Genomic DNA, 18036 nt, shown 5'->3' with positions numbered 1-18036 from the left:
GGGGGGGCCGCTGCCCCCATCAGTTGCGCTCGTCGAAGGCCTGGATCACCTGCAGCGCCACCTCGGCCACGCCGCGGGCCTGCTGCAACTGCACCAGCGCCGCATGCGCGGCCTCGACCGAGCCGTAGCCGATCACCGCGCTGCCGTCGATCGCCGAGGCGTAGACCAGGGTGCCGCCGGTCCTGTGCGCCAGCGCTTCGACCACGGCTGGCGTGGTCCCGAACAGCTTGAGCTTGGGCGCGACCAGCACGGTCTGCTCGGTCAGCTCGTTGATCGCCGCGGCCAGCCGTTCGTCCTGCCTGGACGGATCGCGTGGTACCGGCGCCGCGTTGCGCGCATCGCGCCCGAGCAGGATCGCGTACGGACCGATCTGCGCCACCACCCCGTCGGCGGCAGGCACCCTGCGCCGATCGCGCAGGCCAGCGTCGGCACGCAGTCGCACCACCGCGCCAGGGATCAGCCGATAGGTGGAATGACCGAAGCTGAAACGCGCGCCGGTGGCCGCCTGCCGCAGCGCCCGGATATCCGGCGCCTGCGCCGACAGCGGCGGCGCGGCCAGCACGACCGCGGCAAACGCCATCCCCAGCACGCGGCGCGCGAGGCAGCCACGCAGGCGATGGCGCGCCGCGGCGACGGACGAACGCCGCGGCCGGGACCCGCGTACCGCCGCGGCGAATGCAGCCGAGATCGGCCGCAGGAGCGAAGAGGTCATGGCGTTGCGATCCCCGGGGGAAGGAAAGACACGCGTCGGCACCAGCAACGCACCGACGAAATGCGGCCGATATATAGCAATCCGGCGTTCGCGGCGGCAATCGCCAATGGTCCCAACAGTGACTTGCCACGCATTTTGGATCGCCCATGTCTACCGATTAACTGCACTCCCACCGCGAAGGCCGTACGCCAGCGTTTTACAGTACGCGAAAGTACGCAAATCAAGCTTCCGCACTGCGCGAAATTCGCTGTAAAACGGCTGATTTTTCGCACGTTTTCTCGACTTCCCCAAGGCTCGCCCCGCTCCGCTGCAGCGCTGCTTGCGCTCCTGCCGGCAGCACCTCCCATACGGACGAAAGGCAGCCCGATTATCTTTTTCAGTGCTTGTACGCACTAACCTTTATGTGCGTTTGGCGCAGTCGCAGCCCACACCGTCGACGCCACCCGCTCCGCACGCAGCGCCATGCGGCGTAGCGCCCTGGCGCGCGTGCGCGAGTCGCACATCCAGCTTCCCATCCCAAATCGAACGCCTGAACAAACGCTGTCTACCACGGCCCGTAACCGCGTCGTTATGGTCGTTGCCAGGGGGACGGCACCGCGCCATTGGCCGCAACGCCGACGCACTTCCGCACACAACCGCAACCACCCGTGGCCGCCATGCGCAGCCGCGCCGGCACGACATTCCCTATCACTTGCGAGGAACTCGAAGATGCCCCAGTCCATCCGCCGCCACCGCCCGCTCGCGCTGCTGTCGCCGTTGCTGCTCGCCCTCGCCGCCGCCTCCGCCACGGCCGCCGAGCGCGTGGACCTGCACGGCAAGGATCTCGGCACGCTCAACGTGCAGTACAAGGCCGCCACCACCAGCCTGGGCGGCGTGCCCGCCGCGGCCGCGGTGCGCCATGCCGAACTGATCGGCCTGGATGCCGAGTCCGCGCTGAGCCTGCTGAGCAGCAGCACCGACGACGACGGCACCGTGCACAGCCGCTACCAGCAGACCTTCCGCGGCGTGCCGATCTGGGGCGAACACGTCGTGGTCAGCGAGCGCAGCGACGGCAGCGTGCGCAGCCTGTTCGGACGCTCGGTGGCGGGCCTGGCCAGCGAGCTGCCGGCCACGACCACCGCGGCGGCCAGCGCGTTGCTGCCGGCCAACCGTGCACTGGACGTGGCCAAGCGCGCCGCGCTTGGCGATGCGCTGGCCGCGCGCCGCATCGAGCGCGCGCAGGCGCCGCAGATGATCTACCTGGACGACGACGACCGCGCGCACATGGCCTACGTGGTGTCGTTCTTCGCCGATGCGCCGCAGGGCGGCGCGCCGACCCGGCCGTTCGTGATCGTCGATGCGCGCAGCGGCGCGATCCTGCGGCAGTGGGACGGCCTGACCACCCGCGACGCCACCGGCCCCGGCGGCAACGCCAAGACCGGGCAGTACGAATACGGCACCAGCGGCAGCATCCACGGCTTCCTCGAGGTGGACGACAGCTGCCGCATGCAGAACAGCACGGTCAAGTCGGTGAACCTCAACGGCGGCACCTCCGGCAGCACCGCCTACCAGTTCGCCTGCCCGCGCAACACCTACAAGGCCATCAACGGCGCCTATTCGCCGATCAACGACGCGCACTACTTCGGCGGCATCATCGAGAAGATGTACCGCGCCTATGCCGGCGTGGCGCCGCTGAGCTTCCAGCTGGTGATGCGGGTGCACTACAGCACGCGCTACGAGAACGCGTTCTGGAACGGCTCGACGATGACCTTCGGCGACGGCAACACCCGCTTCTATCCGCTGGTCAGCATCGACGTCGCCGGCCACGAGGTCTCGCACGGCTTCACCGAACAGAATTCCGGCCTCACCTATTCCGGCCAGTCCGGCGGCATCAATGAGGCGTATTCGGACATCGCCGGCGAGGCGACCGAGTACTACCTCAAGGGCAGCAACGATTTCCTGGTCGGCCCGGAGATCTTCAAGTCCAACGGCGCGCTGCGCTACATGGCCAATCCGCCGCAGGACGGTTCCTCGATCGACAACGCCGCCAACTACCGCAGCGGGCTGGACGTGCACTACTCCTCCGGCGTCTACAACAAGGCGTTCTACAAGCTGGCCACCACCTCCGGCTGGAACACGCGCACCGCCTTCGAGGTGTTCGCCCGCGCCAACCGCCTGTACTGGACCCCGAGCACCAGCTTCAACAGCGGCGCCTGCGGCGTGCGCACCGCGGCCAGCGACCTCGGCCGCTCGGTAGCAGCGGTGACCGCCGCGTTCAGTGCGGTCGGCGTGACCTGCCAGTAAGCGCGGCGACCGGCACTGCCCGCCGCACGGCCATCCCGGACAGGATGGCCGTGCGGCGGCGTGGCAACGCGGCCTTGCACGCAAGTCCGCGCACCGCGCTATCGCCGCTGCGCATGGCGAGGCGCCGGCGCACGGCGTTGCCGCACTCGGCCGGTTCGGCAGCGATCAAGCACGCCACCAGGTTTTCAGTGCGCCGCGTCGCCTTGGCTGCAGCGGCGGCGATCGCGACCGCTTCGCGCATGACGCCAGGGCATGCCGCAGCTGTCCGCTGCCCTGACCGAACGTCTCTCCAATGGTGGCAATCGGACATCCGCAGGCGCGTACGCCTCGCATAGGCGTGCGGCTGCGGGTAGGCTGCGCGGCTACGTCCGCCGCGGAGCACCGCGACGGCATCGGTTCCGCCGCCCTCCTTCCGGACCTCGTTGCATGCCATTCGCCACGCTGGGCCTCGCCCCCGAGCTGCTGCCCGCGTTCTCCCGCGCGCTCGACGCCGCCGGCTATACCGCGCCCACCGCGATCCAGGCACAAGCGATCGCGCCGATCCTGCGCGGCGACGACCTGCTGGCCTGCGCCGCGACCGGCTCGGGCAAGACCGCCGCGTTCGCGCTGCCGCTGCTGCAGCGCGCGGCGCTGGCGCCGGCCAGCCGCCGCGTGCGCGGCCTGGTGCTGGTGCCGACCCGCGAGCTGGCCGCGCAGGTCGGCGACACCCTGCAGGCGCTGGGCCGCTACCTGCCGCGGCGCGTCAAGGTGGCGACCGTCGCCGGCGGCGCCTCGATCAATCCGCAGATGCTGAAGCTGCGCGGCGGCGCCGACATCGTCGTGGCCACCCCGGGCCGGCTGCTCGACCTGGTCGCGCACAACGCCGTGGATCTGGGCGCGGTAGGCACCTTGGTGCTGGACGAAGCCGACCGCCTGCTGGCGCTGGGGTTCGAAGAAGAACTGGGCCGGATCCTGGCGTTGCTGCCGCGGCGCCGGCAGACCCTGCTGTTCTCGGCCACTTTCCCGGCCGAAGTGGAGGTGCTGGCGCGGCGCCTGCTGCGCGGACCCCGGCGCATCGGCGAGGACGCGGCCGCCGCGGCCCCGGCGACGATCCGCCAGCGCGCGATCGAGGTCGACAGCGCGCAGCGCACCGCGCTGCTGCGGCACCTGCTGCACAGCGAGGCCTGGCCGCAGGCGCTGGTGTTCGTGGCTAGCCAGCGCGGCGCCGACAACCTGGCCGAGAAGCTCGGCAAGGCCGGCGTGCTGGCGCAGCCGTTCCATGGCGAGCTGAGCCAGGGCCGCCGCAACCAGGCGCTGGCCGGCTTCAGGAGCGGCCAGGTGCAGGTCCTGGTCGCCACCGACGTGGCCGCACGCGGCTTGGACATCGCGCAGCTGCCGGTGGTGGTCAACTACGACCTGCCGCGCGCCACCGCCGACTACACCCACCGCATCGGCCGCACCGGGCGCGCCGGCGCCGACGGCCTGGCAGTGAGCTTCGTCGACGCGGCCAGCGAAGCGCACCTGCGCCTGATCGAAAAGCGCCAACAGCTGCGCGTGCCGCGCGAGCGCGTCGCCGGTTTCGAACCGACGCAGACGGCCGCGCCCGCCGCCGCGGCAGCGCCGCAGACCGGCGGCATCAAGGGCAAGCGCCCGAGCAAGAAGGACAAGCTGCGCGCGGCGACCGCGCAGGGCGGCGCGCTGCCTGCGAAGGAGTGACCGCGTTTGCGGCGCTGGTCGCGGCCGGTAACGCGAGATGCGTGCGCTATTGCGCGCAGTGGCGGTTGCGAGCGATCCGATGCATTGCGCGCGCCGATCCTGTCGGTCGCGGCTGAAGCCGCTCCTACAGGAGCTGGCCGGCGTCACTGTAGGAGCGGCTTCAGCCGCGACACCAGCCGAACGCCCCCGCATCGATCAGCGCGACCGATGGCCCGAAGGCCACCCGCCTCCGCTCCGGCAGGGAGCGGCGCCGCCCACGCTCAATCGTCGAACGGATCGGCCACGGCCGCATCGCCCTGCGGTCGCGGCGTGCGCTTGCCCGGCTTGCTGCGGATTTCCACGTAGAACTGGGTGCCGCCCGTGGCGACCAACGCGTCGATCGAACGCAGCAGCTCGGCCGGCGGCACCACCGCGGCACTGGCTTCCTCGGCGCCGAACAGCGTGTCGAAGTCCCAGTAGTCGGCGCCGGCCGGCAAGGTCTTGCGGCGTTCGCGGCGGATGTACTTGCGGATGTCGTGCTTGCTGGCGTCGAGCAGGCGGTCGGGGTGCTTGCCTTCGATGCGGAGCTGGTAGGTCTTCTTCACTGCGGGGAGGATCCTGAAAAGAGGGAACGCGGCGGCCGGCATGCGCGGCGCTGGCCGCGGGCCGCGGCGCGCGGGCAGGCCTGCGGCCGGCCGCCTGCATGCGCGGCGGGCCGCCATGGTGCCAGAACCCGGCCCCGCGCTGCGGATTGGCCGATAATCGGTGCCCGGCGCATGCCGGCGCCGCCGCAGGAGTTGCCGATGACCGACCCTTCCGCCTTCGCGGGCTACCGCATCCTTGTCGCCGGCGCCAGCCGCGGCATCGGCCTGGCGATCGCCGACGCCTTCGCCCGCCGGGGCGCCGCGCTGGCGATCTGCGCGCGCAATCCCGCCGGCCTGGCCGAGGCGGCCGAGCAGTTGCTGCGCCACGGCCATCCGGTGTCGCGGCTGACCTGCGACCTGGCCGATCCGGCTCAGATCCAGCGCTGGGTGGCGCACGCGGCCGACACCCTGGGCGGCATCGACGTGATGGTCAACAACGCCTCCGGCTACGGCCATGGCGACGACGACGCCAGCTGGCAGGCCGGGTTCGACATCGACCTGATGGCCGCGGTGCGCTGCAACCGCGCCGCGCTGCCGCTGCTGCGCGCCAGCCACCGCGCCTGCATCCTCAACATCAGCTCGATCAACGCGCTGCGGCCGACGCCGCGGGTGCCGGCGTACTCGGCGGCCAAGGCCGCGCTGAACTACTACACGACCACCCTGGCCGCGGAACTGGCGCGCGAACGGATCCGGGTCAACGCGATCGCGCCCGGCTCGATCGAATTCCCCGGCGGGCTGTGGGACCAGCGCCGCGCGCAGCAGCCGGAGCTGTACCGGCGCATCCGTGCCGCCATTCCGTTCGGCGACTTCGGCGCGCTCGAGGACGTCAGCAACGCCGCCGTGTTCCTGGCCTCGCCGCAGGCGCGCTGGATCACCGGGCAGGTGCTGGCGGTGGACGGCGGGCAGTCGCTGGGCGCCTGAAGGGTAAAAGCCGGAAATGGGGAATGGGGAATCGTGGAGCGGGCGCGCGATCGCGCTGAGCATTGCGCTCCAACCGCGCTTCGGAGTTGGCTGAACCACTGGAGGAGGGCACTTGCCCCCCCCTTTCGGGATCGGCCCCGGCGCTGCCTGGAATCGGCAGGTCCACCGCTTCGTTCGCCGCCACTGATGGCCCGGGGGCGTGTCATCCACCCCCAAGCAGATCGCGCCGCGCTTGCGTATGCACGAGGCAAAGAAGAGCGAGACAGCGCGGAACATGCTCCAGCCCGGGCGACGACGTAGCGCCGGGGGCGCGCAAGCGCGACGCAACCTGTTCGGGAAGCGATGACACGCACCAGGGCCTATTCACGCGATCGGGATAGGCCACACGGAGTCGCTACCGCAGGGGCGTGCCACGGTTTGCCGAGTGCATTGCGGAAGGAACTCCGGGTGACCGTGGGCCGTCAGTTCCGACCGGTTCCGCAGCCACGATCATTCCGCCAGCTGCGCCGCGTCCACCACCTGCACCCCGGCGCGCGGATGCAGGGCGTGTTCGACCAGCGCGGCGGCGATGCGTTCGGCGGGGTTGATCCGGTAGCGCCGCGGCAGCAGCGGCCCGAGCATCCCGAGCACGACGGCAGCGGCGCGCTCGGCCGCGCGCGGTTGCGCGCGCTCGCCGCCGATCAGGCCCGGGCGCACCAACGCGAGCGACGGATAGCCCAGCGCCTGCAGGTCGCGCTCCAGTTCGCCCTTGACCCGGTTGTAGAACAGGCGCGAGCGCGGATCGGCGCCGAATGCCGAATTCAGCGCGAACGCGGTGGCGCCGTGCTGCCGCGCCAGCCGCGCGATCGCCAGCGGATAGGCGTGATCGACGCGACGGAACGCCTCGCGCGAGCCGGCCTGCTTCATCGTGGTGCCGAGCGCGCAGATCGCCGCGTCGGCCTGCCACCACGGCGCCTGCGCCGGCAATTGCGCGAAGTCGACCAACGGGTTGTCCAGCTTGGCGTGCGCGACATCCAGCGCGCGCCGGGTCGGCGCGATCACCGCGCTGCACTCCGGCGCGGCAAGCAACTGCGCCAGCACATGCGAGCCGACCAGGCCGGTGGCACCGGCGAGCAGGATCTTCATCGGGGCGTCCTTGGAGGCTGGCGAGGGAAGCGGCGACTATCGCAGGCGCGGCGGCAAGGCGCTGTCGGCACGGCGCCTGCGGCCGGCTTACAGATCCATGAGGCGCTTCGCGGCCGTCCACCCCGCTCGAGGTGGGAGAGGGGCTAACGGCTGTTCCTTCTCCCATCGGGACCATGGCCCCCCTTTTCGGGGAAAGGTGCCCCGCAGGCGCGGATGAGGGTACGGGCGCGGCCTCGCACCCTCCGACACCAAGGCAGCGTGCGTGCGCAAGCGCCCCGATCCCGCGGCGCCGCACCTGGTCGCCGCGCTGCGGCTTGTACGCCACAATAGCCGCCCATCGCGCCGCGCCGGCGCCGCTGCAGCCAACCGAGGAGCCGTTCGATGTTCGTGGTGTGTGGAGAGGCCCTGTACGACATCTTCATCGACGGCTATGCCGGCACCTCGGTCGGCATGACCGCGCGCCAGGGCGGCTCGCCGTTCAACGTGGCGATCGGCCTGGCCCGGCTCGGCACGCCGTCGGCGCTGTTCACCGGCCTGTCCACCGATCCGCTCGGCCGCCAGCTGCGCAGCACCCTGGAACGCGAAGGCGTGGCGCTGCAGCACTGCATCGACAAGCGCGAGGCGACCACCCTGGTGATGGTCGCGCTGGACGCGCAGGGCGTGCCCAACTATTCGTTCTACGGCACCGGCTGCGCCGACCGCGCGCTGACCGCGGCCGACCTGCCGGCGCTCGACGCCACGGTCGGCGGCCTGCATTTCGGCTCCTACACCCTGGTCGCCGAGACCACCGCCAGCACCTTCCAGGCCCTGGCCGAGCGCGAACGCGCGCAACGGCTGATCTCGCTGGATCCGAACGTGCGGCCGACGGTGGAACCGGACATGGCGGTGTGGCGCGCACGGCTGGCGCGCTGGATCGCGCTGGCGCACGTGGTCAAGGTGAGCCAGGAAGACATTGAGCTGCTGTATCCGCAGCAGGACCCGTTCGCGGTCGCGCGCAGCTGGCTGCAACAGGGTCCGTCGCTGGTGGTGATGACCCTGGGCGGCGACGGCGCGGTGGCCTGGCGCGGCGACGCCGAGGCGCGCGTGGCCGGCCGCGCGGTACAGGTCGCCGATACCGTCGGCGCCGGCGACAGCTTCCAGGCCGCGCTGCTGCACCAGCTGCCCGACCTGGCCGCGCTCGCCGCGCTGGACCCGTCGGCACCGGCGCTGCAGCGCCTGCTGGACTTCTGCGTGGCCGCGGCGGCGATCAACTGCACCCGCGCCGGCGCCAACCCGCCCAGCCTGGACGAGGTCCGCGCCGCACTCTAGGGCGCGTCATCGAACCCCGAGCAGGTCGCTTGGGGTCTGTTCGGGGCGCCAGCCCGTGCTGCACGGTGCAGCGCCCGACGGGCGGTCAGGCACCGGCCGGCACCCGACCGCCGCACCCCGCCAGGCCGCGCCGGCTGCGCGCCCGCGGCGCTACGTCGCCGCCCGGGCGTTGGCATTTCCACGCGTTCCCGCCGCCCCTGCCTCGTGCACGCGCAGGAGCGGCGCGATGTGGGATCGGCCGGCGGCGCTTGGCCGCATGCGCGGCAAGAACGCGGGCAAGTGGACATCCACCCACGCCGGGGCGATGGTAGGGCGTCCGCCGCCGGCTCAAGCGCACGCCGCCAGCGCCGATATCCTGTTCCTGAGTGTCGTCATGGGCGCCGCGGTTGCGGCGGGGCGGTGCGTTCTATTGGGAGGAAGCATCCGCATGCCGGATCAACGCGACGAGCCACCCGTCGGCGGACTGCGCAAGCTGTTGTCGCCGCGTCGCCGTGAACCGGCGGCGCCGGCCACCTCTGCGGTGGCGCCACGCGGACATGGCCATGCCCGTGCGCATGGCCATGGTGCCGCGCCTGCGGCGCCGGGCGAGCACGCCGATCCGGCCGCGGCCACCGCGGCGCTGATCCGCCTGTTCAACCACGCCCACCAGCCGCTGGAACTGCTGGTCGCCTTCGCCGACGGCATGGCCGGCCTGCACGGCGAACTCGGCGACATGGGCCGGCGCCTGCAATCGGCCGCCGCCAGCGGCGACTGGCCCAGCTACGGCCGCGCGCTGCGCCAGCTGATCGACAAATACATCCGCACCATCGACGTCGGCGATCCGCTGGCCGGGCCCAGCGACCCCGAACGCCTGCGCGACCTGCTGCGCCAGGCGGTCGCCGGCGCGCTGGCCTCGCTGCTGCACAACCTGCCGGAACTGGCCAACGAATCGGAGGCCACCGGCGAGGCGCTGCGCCAATGGCGCCCGGGCCTGCCGCTGGAGCCGGTGGCGCAGCGCGTGCGCGAGCTGTGCCACCAGATCGCGCTGCGCGCCAGCGACAGCCAGGAGCAGCAGACGCTGTTGCTGGGCCTGTTCGACCTGCTGCTGGAAAACGTCGGCGAACTGCTCGACGACACCAGCTGGCTGCAGGGCCAGATCGCGGTGGTACGCGACATGATCAGCGGCCCGCTGGACCGCTATTCGATCGAGGAAGCGCGCGGCAGCCTGCGCGAGGTGATCTACAAGCAGGGCCTGCTGAAGCAGGGCATCGCCGAATCCAAGGAGGCGATGAAGGACATGATGGTGTCCTTCGTCGAGAACCTGGACGGCATGGCGATCAGCACCAGCGAGTTCCACGACCGCATCGCCGACTACTCGCAGACCATCCGCGACGCGCGCAGCATCGCCGACCTCAACCGCCTGCTGCAGGAAGTGCTGCAGGACACCGGCCACGTGCAGCAGCAGGCGCTGCGCGCGCGCGACCACCTGATCGCCGCGCGCCAGGAAGTGGACGCGGCCGAGCAGCGCATCCTGCGCCTGGAACAGGAACTGCAGGACGTCAGCGGGCTGGTGCGGGTCGACCAGCTCACCGGCGCCCTCAACCGGCGCGGGCTGGACGAGCTGTTCGTGCGCGAACTGGCGCGCACCGAGCGCAGTGCGCAGCCGCTGTGCGTGGCGATGCTGGACCTGGACGATTTCCGCAAGCTCAATGAGACCTACGGCCATCCCGGCGGCGACGCCGCGCTGCGCCACGTGGTCGAGGTGGCGCGCACCACGCTGCGCGGCAGCGATGCGATCGCCCGCTACGGCGGCGAGGAATTCCTGCTGCTGATGCCCGACTGCACCATCTTCGAAGCGTCCGCGGCGGTGACCCGGGTGCAGCGCGCGCTGGCCCAGCGCGCGGTGGTGCACGAGGACCAACGCGTGTTCGTCAGCTTCAGCGCCGGGGTGGCGATGCGCCGCGCCGGCGAGACCCAGGACGTGCTGGTCAAGCGCGCCGACCGCGCCCTGTACGAGGCCAAGAAGGCGGGCAAGAACCGGGTGGTTTCGGCGGATTAGTGCCGGCGCATGCGCCTGCACGGGATTGGGGATTGGGGATTCGGGATTGGCAAAAGCGAGCGCTCCGCTGTTGCGAATCCCCAATCCCGAATCCCTACTCCCGGCCTTTCCGCAGCTTCTGAAACAGCACCACAGCCCCCAGCACCAGCGCGCCGGCGACGATGCCGACCAGCGCGTTGCCCAGGTTGAGCACCACGCTGCCCCAGGCGCCCTGCGGCGCGATGCCTTCGAGGGCGTGGTGCAGCGGGCCGATGCTGTGCACCAGGATGCCGCCGCCGACCAGGAACATCGCCGCGGTGCCGGCGATCGACAGCACCCGCATCAGCCACGGCGCCAGCCACAGGATGCCGCGGCCGATCGCCGCGGCGGCGGCGCCCTTGCGGGTCAGGTACAGGCCCAGGTCGTCGAGCTTGACGATGCCGGCAACCAGGCCGTACACGCCGACCGTCATCGCCAGGGCGATCGCCACCAGCACCATGATCTGCTGGGAGAACGGCACTCCGGCGACCACGCCCAGCGACAGCACGATGATCTCCGCGGAGAGGATGAAATCGGTGCGGATCGCACCCTTGATCTTGTCCTTTTCCAGCGCGACCACGTCCACCTTCGCGTCGGCCAGCGCCTGCAGCTGCTGCGCATGGCGCTGTGCGTCCTCGTCCTTGGAATGCAGGAAGCGGTGCGCCAGCTTCTCCACGCCCTCGAAGCACAGGAACGCGCCACCGATCATCATCAGCGGGGTGATCGCCCACGGCAGCCAGGCGCTGATCGCCAGCGCCGCCGGCACCAGGATCGCCTTGTTGAGCAGCGAACCCTTGGCCACCGCCCACACCACCGGCAACTCGCGGTCGGCGTTGACCCCGGTGACCTGCTGCGCGTTCAGCGCCAGGTCGTCGCCGAGCACGCCGGCGGTCTTCTTCGCCGCCACCTTGGTCAGGATCGACACGTCGTCGAGCAGCGAGGCGATATCGTCGAGCAGGGTGAACAGGCTGGCGCCGGCCATGCGGGATTCCATTCGGGGGGATGAACGGCGATTCTCGCCGATTCCGCGCGCCCGGTGCGTGAGCGCTGCCGCCCCCGGCCTCAACCGCGCATAACGCCGGCTCGGCTACCGTGCGCGGCAGCCCCCTGCTGCCGCGAAGGAGACCCATGGACCAGTTCCTCACCGCCCCGCGCGCGATCGTCGACGACGTGCTCGACGCCGTCGCCGCGCTGCAACCGCTGCTGCGCTCGGACCCCGCCAGCGGCACCCGCATCGTGCTGCAGGCCGAGCGCGATCCCGCCCAGGTCGCGGTGCTGTCCGGCGGCGGCGCCGGTCACGAGCCGGCGCATGCCGGCTTCGTCGGCCCGGGCATGCTCAGCGGCGCCATCGCCGGCGACCTGTTCGCCTCGCCGGGGGTGGAGGCGGTGCTGGCCGCGATCCGCGCCTGCGCCGACGCGCCCGGGGTGCTGCTGGTGATCAAGAACTACACCGGCGACCGGCTCAACTTCGGCCTGGCCGCCGAGCGCGCCCGCGCCGAAGGCATCGACGTGGCCAGCGTGCTGGTCGCCGACGACATCGCCCTGCCCGACGCCGCACAGCCGCGCGGCATCGCCGGCACGGTGCTGGTGCACAAGTACGTCGGCCACCTGGCCCGCGAAGGCGTGCCGCTGGCCGAGCTGGCCCGGCGCGGCCAGGCCTTCGCCGACCGCCTGCTGTCGCTGGGCATGGCCCTGTCCAGCTGCACCGTGCCGGGCCAGCACGCCGGCCGCCGCGCGCCGGAGCTGGGCCTGGGCATCCACAACGAGCCGGGCACGCGCAAGGTGCAGCCGGCCGCGGTCGAAGAGGCGCTGGCGCTGGTGCTGGAGCCGCTGCTGGCGCAGGCCGATGCGCGCTACGGCGCCGACGCGCCGCTGCTGCTGATGCTCAACGACCTGGGTGGCTGCTCCACCCAGGAACTGGGCGTGCTGACCCGGCTGGCATTGCAGCGCATCGGCACCGAGCGGATCGCGTTGATGACGCTGCCGGCAGCGCTGATGACCTCGATGGACATGCATGGCTTCTCGATCACCCTGGCGCCGGCCGACGCCGACGTGCTCGCCGCACTGCGCGCGCCGGTGCAGACCCTGGGCTGGCCCGGCGTGCGCGTGCCGCACGCGCCCATCCACTTCACCCCGGCGTTGTCGCACGGCGACGCGCACCGGCACGGCGCCCGCGACCCGCAACGCGGCGCGGCCCTGGCGCGGGTCGCGCAGGCGCTGATCGGCGCGCAGGCGGAGCTGGACGCGCTCGACGCGCAGACCGGCGACGGCGATGCCGGCAGCACCTTCGCCGCCGGCGCCCGCGCCCTGCAGCAGGCGCTGGACGAGGATGCGCTGGCGACCGGCGCGGCCGCACCGTTGGCGCACGGCCTGGCAGCGGCGATCGAACGCAGCATGGGCGGTTCCAGTGGCGTGCTGCTGTCGATCCTGTTCACCACCGCCGCGACCGAACTGGGGGCCGGGCACGGCTGGGTGCCGGCGCTGCAGGCCGGCGTGGCGCGGATGCAGCACTACGGCGGCGCGCAGCGCGGCGACCGGACCATGCTCGACGCGCTGCTGCCGGCGCTGGAGGCCCTGGCGCGCGGCGGCGGCACCGACGACGCGGCGCGCGCGGCACGTGCCGGCGCCGATGCCACCGCGCAACTGAGCCAGGCCCGCGCCGGCCGCTCGGCCGCGGTGCCGGCGGACGCGCTGCGCGGCGTGGTCGATCCAGGCGCCGAGGCGGTGGCGCGCGCCTTCGCGGCGTGGGGCCGGTGACCGCCGGGAGCGCCCTCTGCCAGACGGGCGCGAACCTGTAGGAGCGGTTTCAACCGCCACGAGCGGAGCTGGCCCGTTGTCTGACCTCGGACGCAGTCGGGACTGAAGTCCCTCCCACAGTGCACCCACCAGGCGCACGGCAGGTCTCTGTGGGAGCGACTTCAGTCGCGACGAACGGAGCCGGGAAGCGCGGCGGCTTCGCGACCTGAGGCCAACGCTGCCGTTTTTTTTGTAGGAGCGGTTTCAGCCGCGACACGCTCTACGGAGACTACCTGTCGCGGCTGAAGCCGCTCCTACAAGGAACTGCGGTGCGTGCGTGCCGCGGGCGCCGCGCCGATGCTACTGCGCCGCGGCAGCCTCCGCAGCCTCCGCAGCCCGCAGCGCTTGCGCCACCGCCTGCAGCGATCCATGCGCCGAACCGGGCTGCAGCGCCAACGGCTGGGTCTTGCCGTGCACGACCACCTCCATCCGCTGCGGCACGCCCTTGGCGTCGCCGACGATGCGGTAGGTGGTGGCGGCGCGGGCGAAGCTCAGCGTGTGCCGCACGGCATCGTAGGCGAAGGTTTCCTCCTCGCCATCCGGATACAGCAGCTCCACCTGCTGCTGCGCGCCGATCGCCGCGTAGTACGGCGTGCCGGACGCGCCATCGCCATCGTTGGCGAACACCACGATGCGCTTGCCGGACGGCGCCAGGCGGAATTCGAGCAGGATCTTGCGGGTGCCCAGCGCCGTGCCGCCCTCCTCGTCCCACAGGTAGTGCTCCTGCGCCACGCGCTTGCCGCCCTGGTCGCGGTAGCGCGTTTCCTGGGTCAATCCCGGCCCCTCGGCCCTGGCGTCGTCGACCAGCTCGCGCTGCAGCAACGGCTTGCCGTCGCGCACCGTGTACACCGCGAATTGGTGCCAGCAGCAGCCATCCTTGGTCATGGTGTGGATCTCGCGCGCCTTCGCATCCACCTGGAACAGGCCGCAATTGCTCTGCGCCAGTTCGGTGAACTCCGGGCTCGGCGCGAAGCCATCGGCGGTACCCAGGTACACCTGGTACGACGGGCCGTGGTAGCAGCTGTTCTGCCCGTCCATCAGCGCCAGGTCCTTGATCCCGTCGAAATTGAAATCGTCGTAGATCAGCACGCTCTGCTCGCCGTACGGCAGTTCGTGCACGTTGGCCTTGACCTTGCCGCCTTTGGCGTCGGTGTCCAGCACCAGTTCGGGCGAAGCCACCTCGATCAGCGGCGTGGTGCCGCCGCGCCCGAACACACGAATGATGCCGGGGCGGAACACCTCCTCGTTCGCCTCCACCTCCAGCGTCGCCCGGTAGCGGTCGGAAAAATCCTGGACCTTGTAGGTGACGTGTTCGCTGCCGGCGAACGCCTGCGCGTCGAAACCCTCGTCGGCATGGCGATCCGTCTCCGCTGCCGCCGTCGCCGACACCAGCGCCCCCAGCAAGACCAGGCCGCAGCGCCACACGGCACGCATGGGTACGGGAATGGCGCGCGCGGAGGGAAACAGCATGACGAATCCTGGGTAGCGGCAGCCTGTGCCTGGACGCGGAAGTCTAGAGCAGCCGCCGCACTTGCGCCGGCACACGCCGCCCCGGTCGCCAATGCCGCCGCACCGCCGGCGGATTCACCGGGCGACGACCCCGCCCCGGCCACACTGGCCACCGCATTCCCTGCCTACCTGGAGCCTGACCTTGAGCGCGACGCCCGACGCTGCGGAGACCACGCAGGTAGTCGGCGGCCTCAGCCGCCGTACCCAGATCCTGCGCCTGCTGCTGCGCTACCGCAGTTCCGGGGTGTTCTCCGGCATGGACATGGACGCCGCCGACGGCGTGCACGAACTGCCGCCGGAAGGCACGCCCGAGCAGTTCGTCACCGACCTGGAAGCGCTGGGCCCGACCTTCGTCAAGCTCGGGCAGATGCTGTCCACGCGTCCGGACGTGGTGCCGCCGGAATTCGCCACCGCGCTGGAGCGGATGCAGGAAAACACCGCGCCGATCCCGGTGGAACGCATCCGCGAGATCGTCGAGGCCGAACTCGGCGTGGCGGTCAACAAGGCCTTCTCCGCGTTCGACGACACGCCGCTGGGCACCGCCTCGCTGGCGCAGGTGCACCGCGCCGCGTTGCGCGACGGCACGCCGGTGGCGATCAAGGTGCAGAAGCCGGAGGTGGCCGCGCAGGTGCGTTCGGACCTGGAAGTGCTGAAGAGCTTCGCCAGCGCCGCCGACAAGCTGACCGGGCTGGGCCGGCGCATCCGCTTCGCCGACTGGCTGGCCGAGTTCGGCAAGGCGCTGCTGGCCGAGCTGAACTACGAAGCCGAAGCGGAGAACCTGGCGCGCTTCGGCGAACACCTCAAGCCGTTCCCGCAGCTGTGGGTGCCGCAGCCGATCTGGGACCTGAGCAGCCGCAAGGTGCTGACCATGCAGCTGGCCGAAGGCGTGCGCGTGGACAAGATCTCCGGGCTGCGCCGCACCGAGCAGCCGATGGACGACCTGGCCGCGGCGCTGGTGCGCGGCTACCTGGACCAGATGTTCGTGCACGGCGAGATCCATGCCGATCCGCATCCGGGCAACCTGCGCGTGCTGAGCGACGGGCGCCTGGCGATCTTCGACCTGGGCATGGTCGCGCATGTGCCGCCGAAGCTGCGCGAGCGCCTGCTCAAGCTGCTGTTCGCCGCGGTCGATGGCCGCGGCGAGGAAGTGGCCGAGGAAACCATCGCGCTGAGCACGCGCCTGGAGGACTTCGACGAAGACCGCTACCAGCGCGAGACCGGGCAGATGATCGCGCGCTACGCCGCGCACGACGCCACCTCCGAAGGCCGCGTGGTGCTGGACCTGGTGCGCATCGCCACCGCCTACGGACTGCGCACGCCGCCGGAACTGAGCCTGCTCGGCAAGACCCTGCTGAACCTGGAGGCGGTGTGCCGCGCGCTGTCGCCGCATCTGGACACGCGCAGCGTGGTCGAGGACCAGCTGCAGCACGTGATGCGCGCGCGGCTGAAGAAGTCGTTGTCGGCGGCGAACCTGGCCAGCGAGGCGATGGAGATGCAGGCGCTGCTGCGCGAGGGCCCGCGCAAGCTGTCGGACATCCTGTCGCTGGCCGCCGACAACCGCCTGCAGGTGCGCGTGGCCGGGCTGGAAGAATCGCGGCTGATGGAAAGCCTGCAGAAGATCGCCAACCGCGTCGCCGCCGGCATCGTCACCGCCGCGCTGATCCTGGCCTCCACGCAGATGATGCGCATCGACACCGGCGCCAAGCTGTTCGGCTATCCGGCCATCGCGATGGTGCTGTTCCTGCTCGGCGTGGCGCTGGGCCTGGGCATCGTCGCCAGCGCGGTGCTGTTCGACCGGCGCGCGCACGCCCGCGAAGAGCGCGGGCGGCGCTAGGCCGCGCCGCCGATGCCCGGATGGGTCGCGCCGGGTTTGTCGGGTCGCCAGCCGGTACGGCGCTGCTTGTCGCCTGAGACCCGCGGCCAGGTCGTGCGCCGCCGGATGGCCGACGGCAGGCACGCCCGGCAGCGGCACGCCGGCGCAGGCGCGCCCCGCAGCACGGCCCATGCATGGGCACGCCGTTCGCCTCCTTCCTTTTGCCGCATCCGCTGAAAAGCGTGGCGCGACCTGCACGAGGCCCGGTGACACACGCCACCGGAATGATGCCGCTAGACTGAGGCCCGGCGTCTTGCTGCGGAGCGGTTTCGATCGCGACGACCGTTGCGGCTTCGCGTGAATCAATGCACAGCAGATCAGCGCTCATGGACGAAGGAGCAAAGCGGCCTGTGCATGCGCGATGGGAAAACGACATTTTCCATGCCATGCGAGCAAGCGCCGGCAAAGCTGCAAGGCTAACGCATCGAAAAAACGTCAGTAAATATCAGAAACTTCGATCATGTCACTGCATCCGAAACGCGTTGTCCCTGAGCAGATCAAGATCCACCGGCTGTTTGCCACACCCCTGGCTCAAATCGCGCATCCAGCGGCCGAACGTCTCAATCAAATGCTGAAAGAGGAGATCGATCGGAACAGGGCCGATAATCCGGCGGGCGTGCGCCACAGCAATTCAGGGGGATGGCAGTCCAGTGCGGACTTCAACGCGTGGGGCGGCGAAGGCTCCATGGCGCTGACCGCGTACGCCACGGAGTTGGCCTACGCGTTGACCGCCGTCTACCATCCGGAGCACGGCTTGGTCGTGCCCGAGTTCGAGTGGAAGATAAACGCATGGGCGAATGTCAACAATGCCGGGGATTCGAACGCGCAACACGCGCATCCCGGCGCATTCTGGTCGGGTGTCTACTGGGTGGATGACGGTTGCGACGATGGCCAGGAGGCTGGCGGAGAACTTCAGTTTCTCGACCCCAGAGGGGTCATGCCCTCGCTCTACAATCCGGAACTCAAGATCCGGATCGCGGGCTGCCTGAGTGCCGGATTGACGACCTCCATCGCGCCCGAGAGCGGCACGCTGGTCATGTTCCCTTCCTGGCTGCTGCACTCGGTCAGCCTGTTTACGGGGTCGCGCCCGCGCATCTCGGTCGCGTTCAACTTCAGCGTCTGAGCGAAGGCAACC

The 18036-nt window shown here is 70.9% G+C and carries 14 protein-coding genes; 8 read left to right on the top strand and 6 right to left on the bottom strand.

The window, feature by feature from the left end; all coding sequences use genetic code 11:
* Nucleotides 1-19: 19 nt before the first annotated feature.
* Nucleotides 20-712 carry a hypothetical protein gene (locus H9658_RS16715; RefSeq protein WP_191826217.1) on the bottom strand — a complete coding sequence of 231 codons (693 nt, stop codon included), beginning with the start codon at nt 710-712 and terminating at the stop codon, nt 20-22.
* A 708-nt stretch (nt 713-1420) separates the two neighbouring features.
* Here H9658_RS16715 and H9658_RS16710 point away from each other — a divergent pair.
* Nucleotides 1421-2995, top strand: a complete 1575-nt coding sequence (locus tag H9658_RS16710; protein ID WP_191826216.1) for a M4 family metallopeptidase — start codon at nt 1421-1423, stop codon at nt 2993-2995.
* Here the strand turns inward: H9658_RS16710 and H9658_RS16705 are convergent.
* Nucleotides 2967-3236 (bottom strand): hypothetical protein, encoded by a 270-nt coding sequence (locus H9658_RS16705; RefSeq protein WP_191826215.1) that lies wholly within the window; start codon nt 3234-3236, stop codon nt 2967-2969. The two genes, H9658_RS16710 and H9658_RS16705, sit on opposite strands and share 29 nt — an antisense overlap.
* Nucleotides 3237-3421: 185 nt before the next feature.
* Between H9658_RS16705 and H9658_RS16700 the strand changes: the two genes are divergently transcribed.
* The gene (locus H9658_RS16700; RefSeq protein ID WP_191826214.1) at nt 3422-4690 is read left to right on the top strand and encodes a DEAD/DEAH box helicase; all 1269 of its coding nucleotides are present in this window, start codon (nt 3422-3424) and stop codon (nt 4688-4690) included.
* 260 nt (nt 4691-4950) lie between these two features.
* On the opposite strand, the gene H9658_RS16695 is transcribed toward H9658_RS16700, so the two are convergent.
* The gene (locus H9658_RS16695) at nt 4951-5274 is read right to left on the bottom strand and encodes a DUF6172 family protein (protein ID WP_009584587.1); all 324 of its coding nucleotides are present in this window, start codon (nt 5272-5274) and stop codon (nt 4951-4953) included.
* Between the two features lie 198 nt (nt 5275-5472).
* Between H9658_RS16695 and H9658_RS16690 the strand changes: the two genes are divergently transcribed.
* The gene (locus H9658_RS16690; protein ID WP_191826213.1) at nt 5473-6234 is read left to right on the top strand and encodes an SDR family NAD(P)-dependent oxidoreductase; all 762 of its coding nucleotides are present in this window, start codon (nt 5473-5475) and stop codon (nt 6232-6234) included.
* Nucleotides 6235-6723: 489 nt separating this feature from the next.
* Here the strand turns inward: H9658_RS16690 and H9658_RS16685 are convergent, their stop codons facing one another.
* Complete coding sequence (locus H9658_RS16685; protein ID WP_191826212.1) at nt 6724-7359, bottom strand: Rossmann-fold NAD(P)-binding domain-containing protein; 636 nt, start codon at nt 7357-7359, stop codon at nt 6724-6726.
* 381 nt (nt 7360-7740) lie between these two features.
* Between H9658_RS16685 and H9658_RS16680 the strand changes: the two genes are divergently transcribed.
* Both H9658_RS16680 and H9658_RS16675 read left to right on the top strand, forming a co-directional pair.
* Nucleotides 7741-8667, top strand: coding sequence for a carbohydrate kinase family protein (locus H9658_RS16680; protein WP_191826211.1), 927 nt, complete (start codon nt 7741-7743; stop codon nt 8665-8667).
* A gap of 427 nt (nt 8668-9094) precedes the next feature.
* Complete coding sequence (locus tag H9658_RS16675) at nt 9095-10705, top strand: GGDEF domain-containing protein (protein ID WP_191826210.1); 1611 nt, start codon at nt 9095-9097, stop codon at nt 10703-10705.
* Between the two features lie 94 nt (nt 10706-10799).
* On the opposite strand, the gene H9658_RS16670 is transcribed toward H9658_RS16675, so the two are convergent.
* Nucleotides 10800-11705 carry a DUF808 domain-containing protein gene (locus tag H9658_RS16670; protein WP_191826209.1) on the bottom strand — a complete coding sequence of 302 codons (906 nt, stop codon included), beginning with the start codon at nt 11703-11705 and terminating at the stop codon, nt 10800-10802.
* 146 nt (nt 11706-11851) lie between these two features.
* Between H9658_RS16670 and H9658_RS16665 the strand changes: the two genes are divergently transcribed.
* Nucleotides 11852-13480 carry a dihydroxyacetone kinase subunit DhaK gene (locus H9658_RS16665; RefSeq protein ID WP_191826208.1) on the top strand — a complete coding sequence of 543 codons (1629 nt, stop codon included), beginning with the start codon at nt 11852-11854 and terminating at the stop codon, nt 13478-13480.
* A gap of 339 nt (nt 13481-13819) precedes the next feature.
* On the opposite strand, the gene H9658_RS16660 is transcribed toward H9658_RS16665, so the two are convergent.
* Nucleotides 13820-14989 carry an XAC2610-related protein gene (locus H9658_RS16660; protein ID WP_225210055.1) on the bottom strand — a complete coding sequence of 390 codons (1170 nt, stop codon included), beginning with the start codon at nt 14987-14989 and terminating at the stop codon, nt 13820-13822.
* A gap of 181 nt (nt 14990-15170) precedes the next feature.
* Here H9658_RS16660 and H9658_RS16655 point away from each other — a divergent pair, with 181 nt between their 5' ends.
* On the top strand, nt 15171-16862 hold the full coding sequence (locus H9658_RS16655) for an ABC1 kinase family protein (protein WP_179569271.1): 1692 nt from the start codon (nt 15171-15173) through the stop codon (nt 16860-16862).
* Nucleotides 16863-17361: 499 nt separating this feature from the next.
* Complete coding sequence (locus H9658_RS16650; RefSeq protein WP_191826207.1) at nt 17362-18024, top strand: TIGR02466 family protein; 663 nt, start codon at nt 17362-17364, stop codon at nt 18022-18024.
* The last annotated feature ends 12 nt before the right edge of the window (nt 18025-18036 follow it).

This window comes from Xanthomonas bonasiae, assembly GCF_014836395.1.
In the GTDB taxonomy this organism is placed as follows: Bacteria; Pseudomonadota; Gammaproteobacteria; order Xanthomonadales; family Xanthomonadaceae; genus Xanthomonas_A; species Xanthomonas_A bonasiae.
This window is presented reverse-complemented; position numbering and strand designations above follow the sequence as displayed.

What these genes read in the sequence shown, in the direction of transcription:
- H9658_RS16650 (WP_191826207.1), top strand. Translation starts at nt 17,362, where the DNA reads ATGTCACTGCATCCGAAACGCGTTGTCCCTGAGCAGATCAAGATCCAC.
- H9658_RS16665 (WP_191826208.1), top strand. Translation starts at nt 11,852, where the DNA reads ATGGACCAGTTCCTCACCGCCCCGCGCGCGATCGTCGACGACGTGCTC.
- H9658_RS16675 (WP_191826210.1), top strand. Translation starts at nt 9,095, where the DNA reads ATGCCGGATCAACGCGACGAGCCACCCGTCGGCGGACTGCGCAAGCTG.
- H9658_RS16690 (WP_191826213.1), top strand. Translation starts at nt 5,473, where the DNA reads ATGACCGACCCTTCCGCCTTCGCGGGCTACCGCATCCTTGTCGCCGGC.
- H9658_RS16710 (WP_191826216.1), top strand. Translation starts at nt 1,421, where the DNA reads ATGCCCCAGTCCATCCGCCGCCACCGCCCGCTCGCGCTGCTGTCGCCG.
- H9658_RS16715 (WP_191826217.1), bottom strand. Translation starts at nt 712, where the DNA reads ATGACCTCTTCGCTCCTGCGGCCGATCTCGGCTGCATTCGCCGCGGCG.
- H9658_RS16670 (WP_191826209.1), bottom strand. Translation starts at nt 11,705, where the DNA reads ATGGCCGGCGCCAGCCTGTTCACCCTGCTCGACGATATCGCCTCGCTG.
- H9658_RS16660 (WP_225210055.1), bottom strand. Translation starts at nt 14,989, where the DNA reads ATGCTGTTTCCCTCCGCGCGCGCCATTCCCGTACCCATGCGTGCCGTG.
- H9658_RS16700 (WP_191826214.1), top strand. Translation starts at nt 3,422, where the DNA reads ATGCCATTCGCCACGCTGGGCCTCGCCCCCGAGCTGCTGCCCGCGTTC.
- H9658_RS16680 (WP_191826211.1), top strand. Translation starts at nt 7,741, where the DNA reads ATGTTCGTGGTGTGTGGAGAGGCCCTGTACGACATCTTCATCGACGGC.
- H9658_RS16685 (WP_191826212.1), bottom strand. Translation starts at nt 7,359, where the DNA reads ATGAAGATCCTGCTCGCCGGTGCCACCGGCCTGGTCGGCTCGCATGTG.
- H9658_RS16705 (WP_191826215.1), bottom strand. Translation starts at nt 3,236, where the DNA reads ATGCGCGAAGCGGTCGCGATCGCCGCCGCTGCAGCCAAGGCGACGCGG.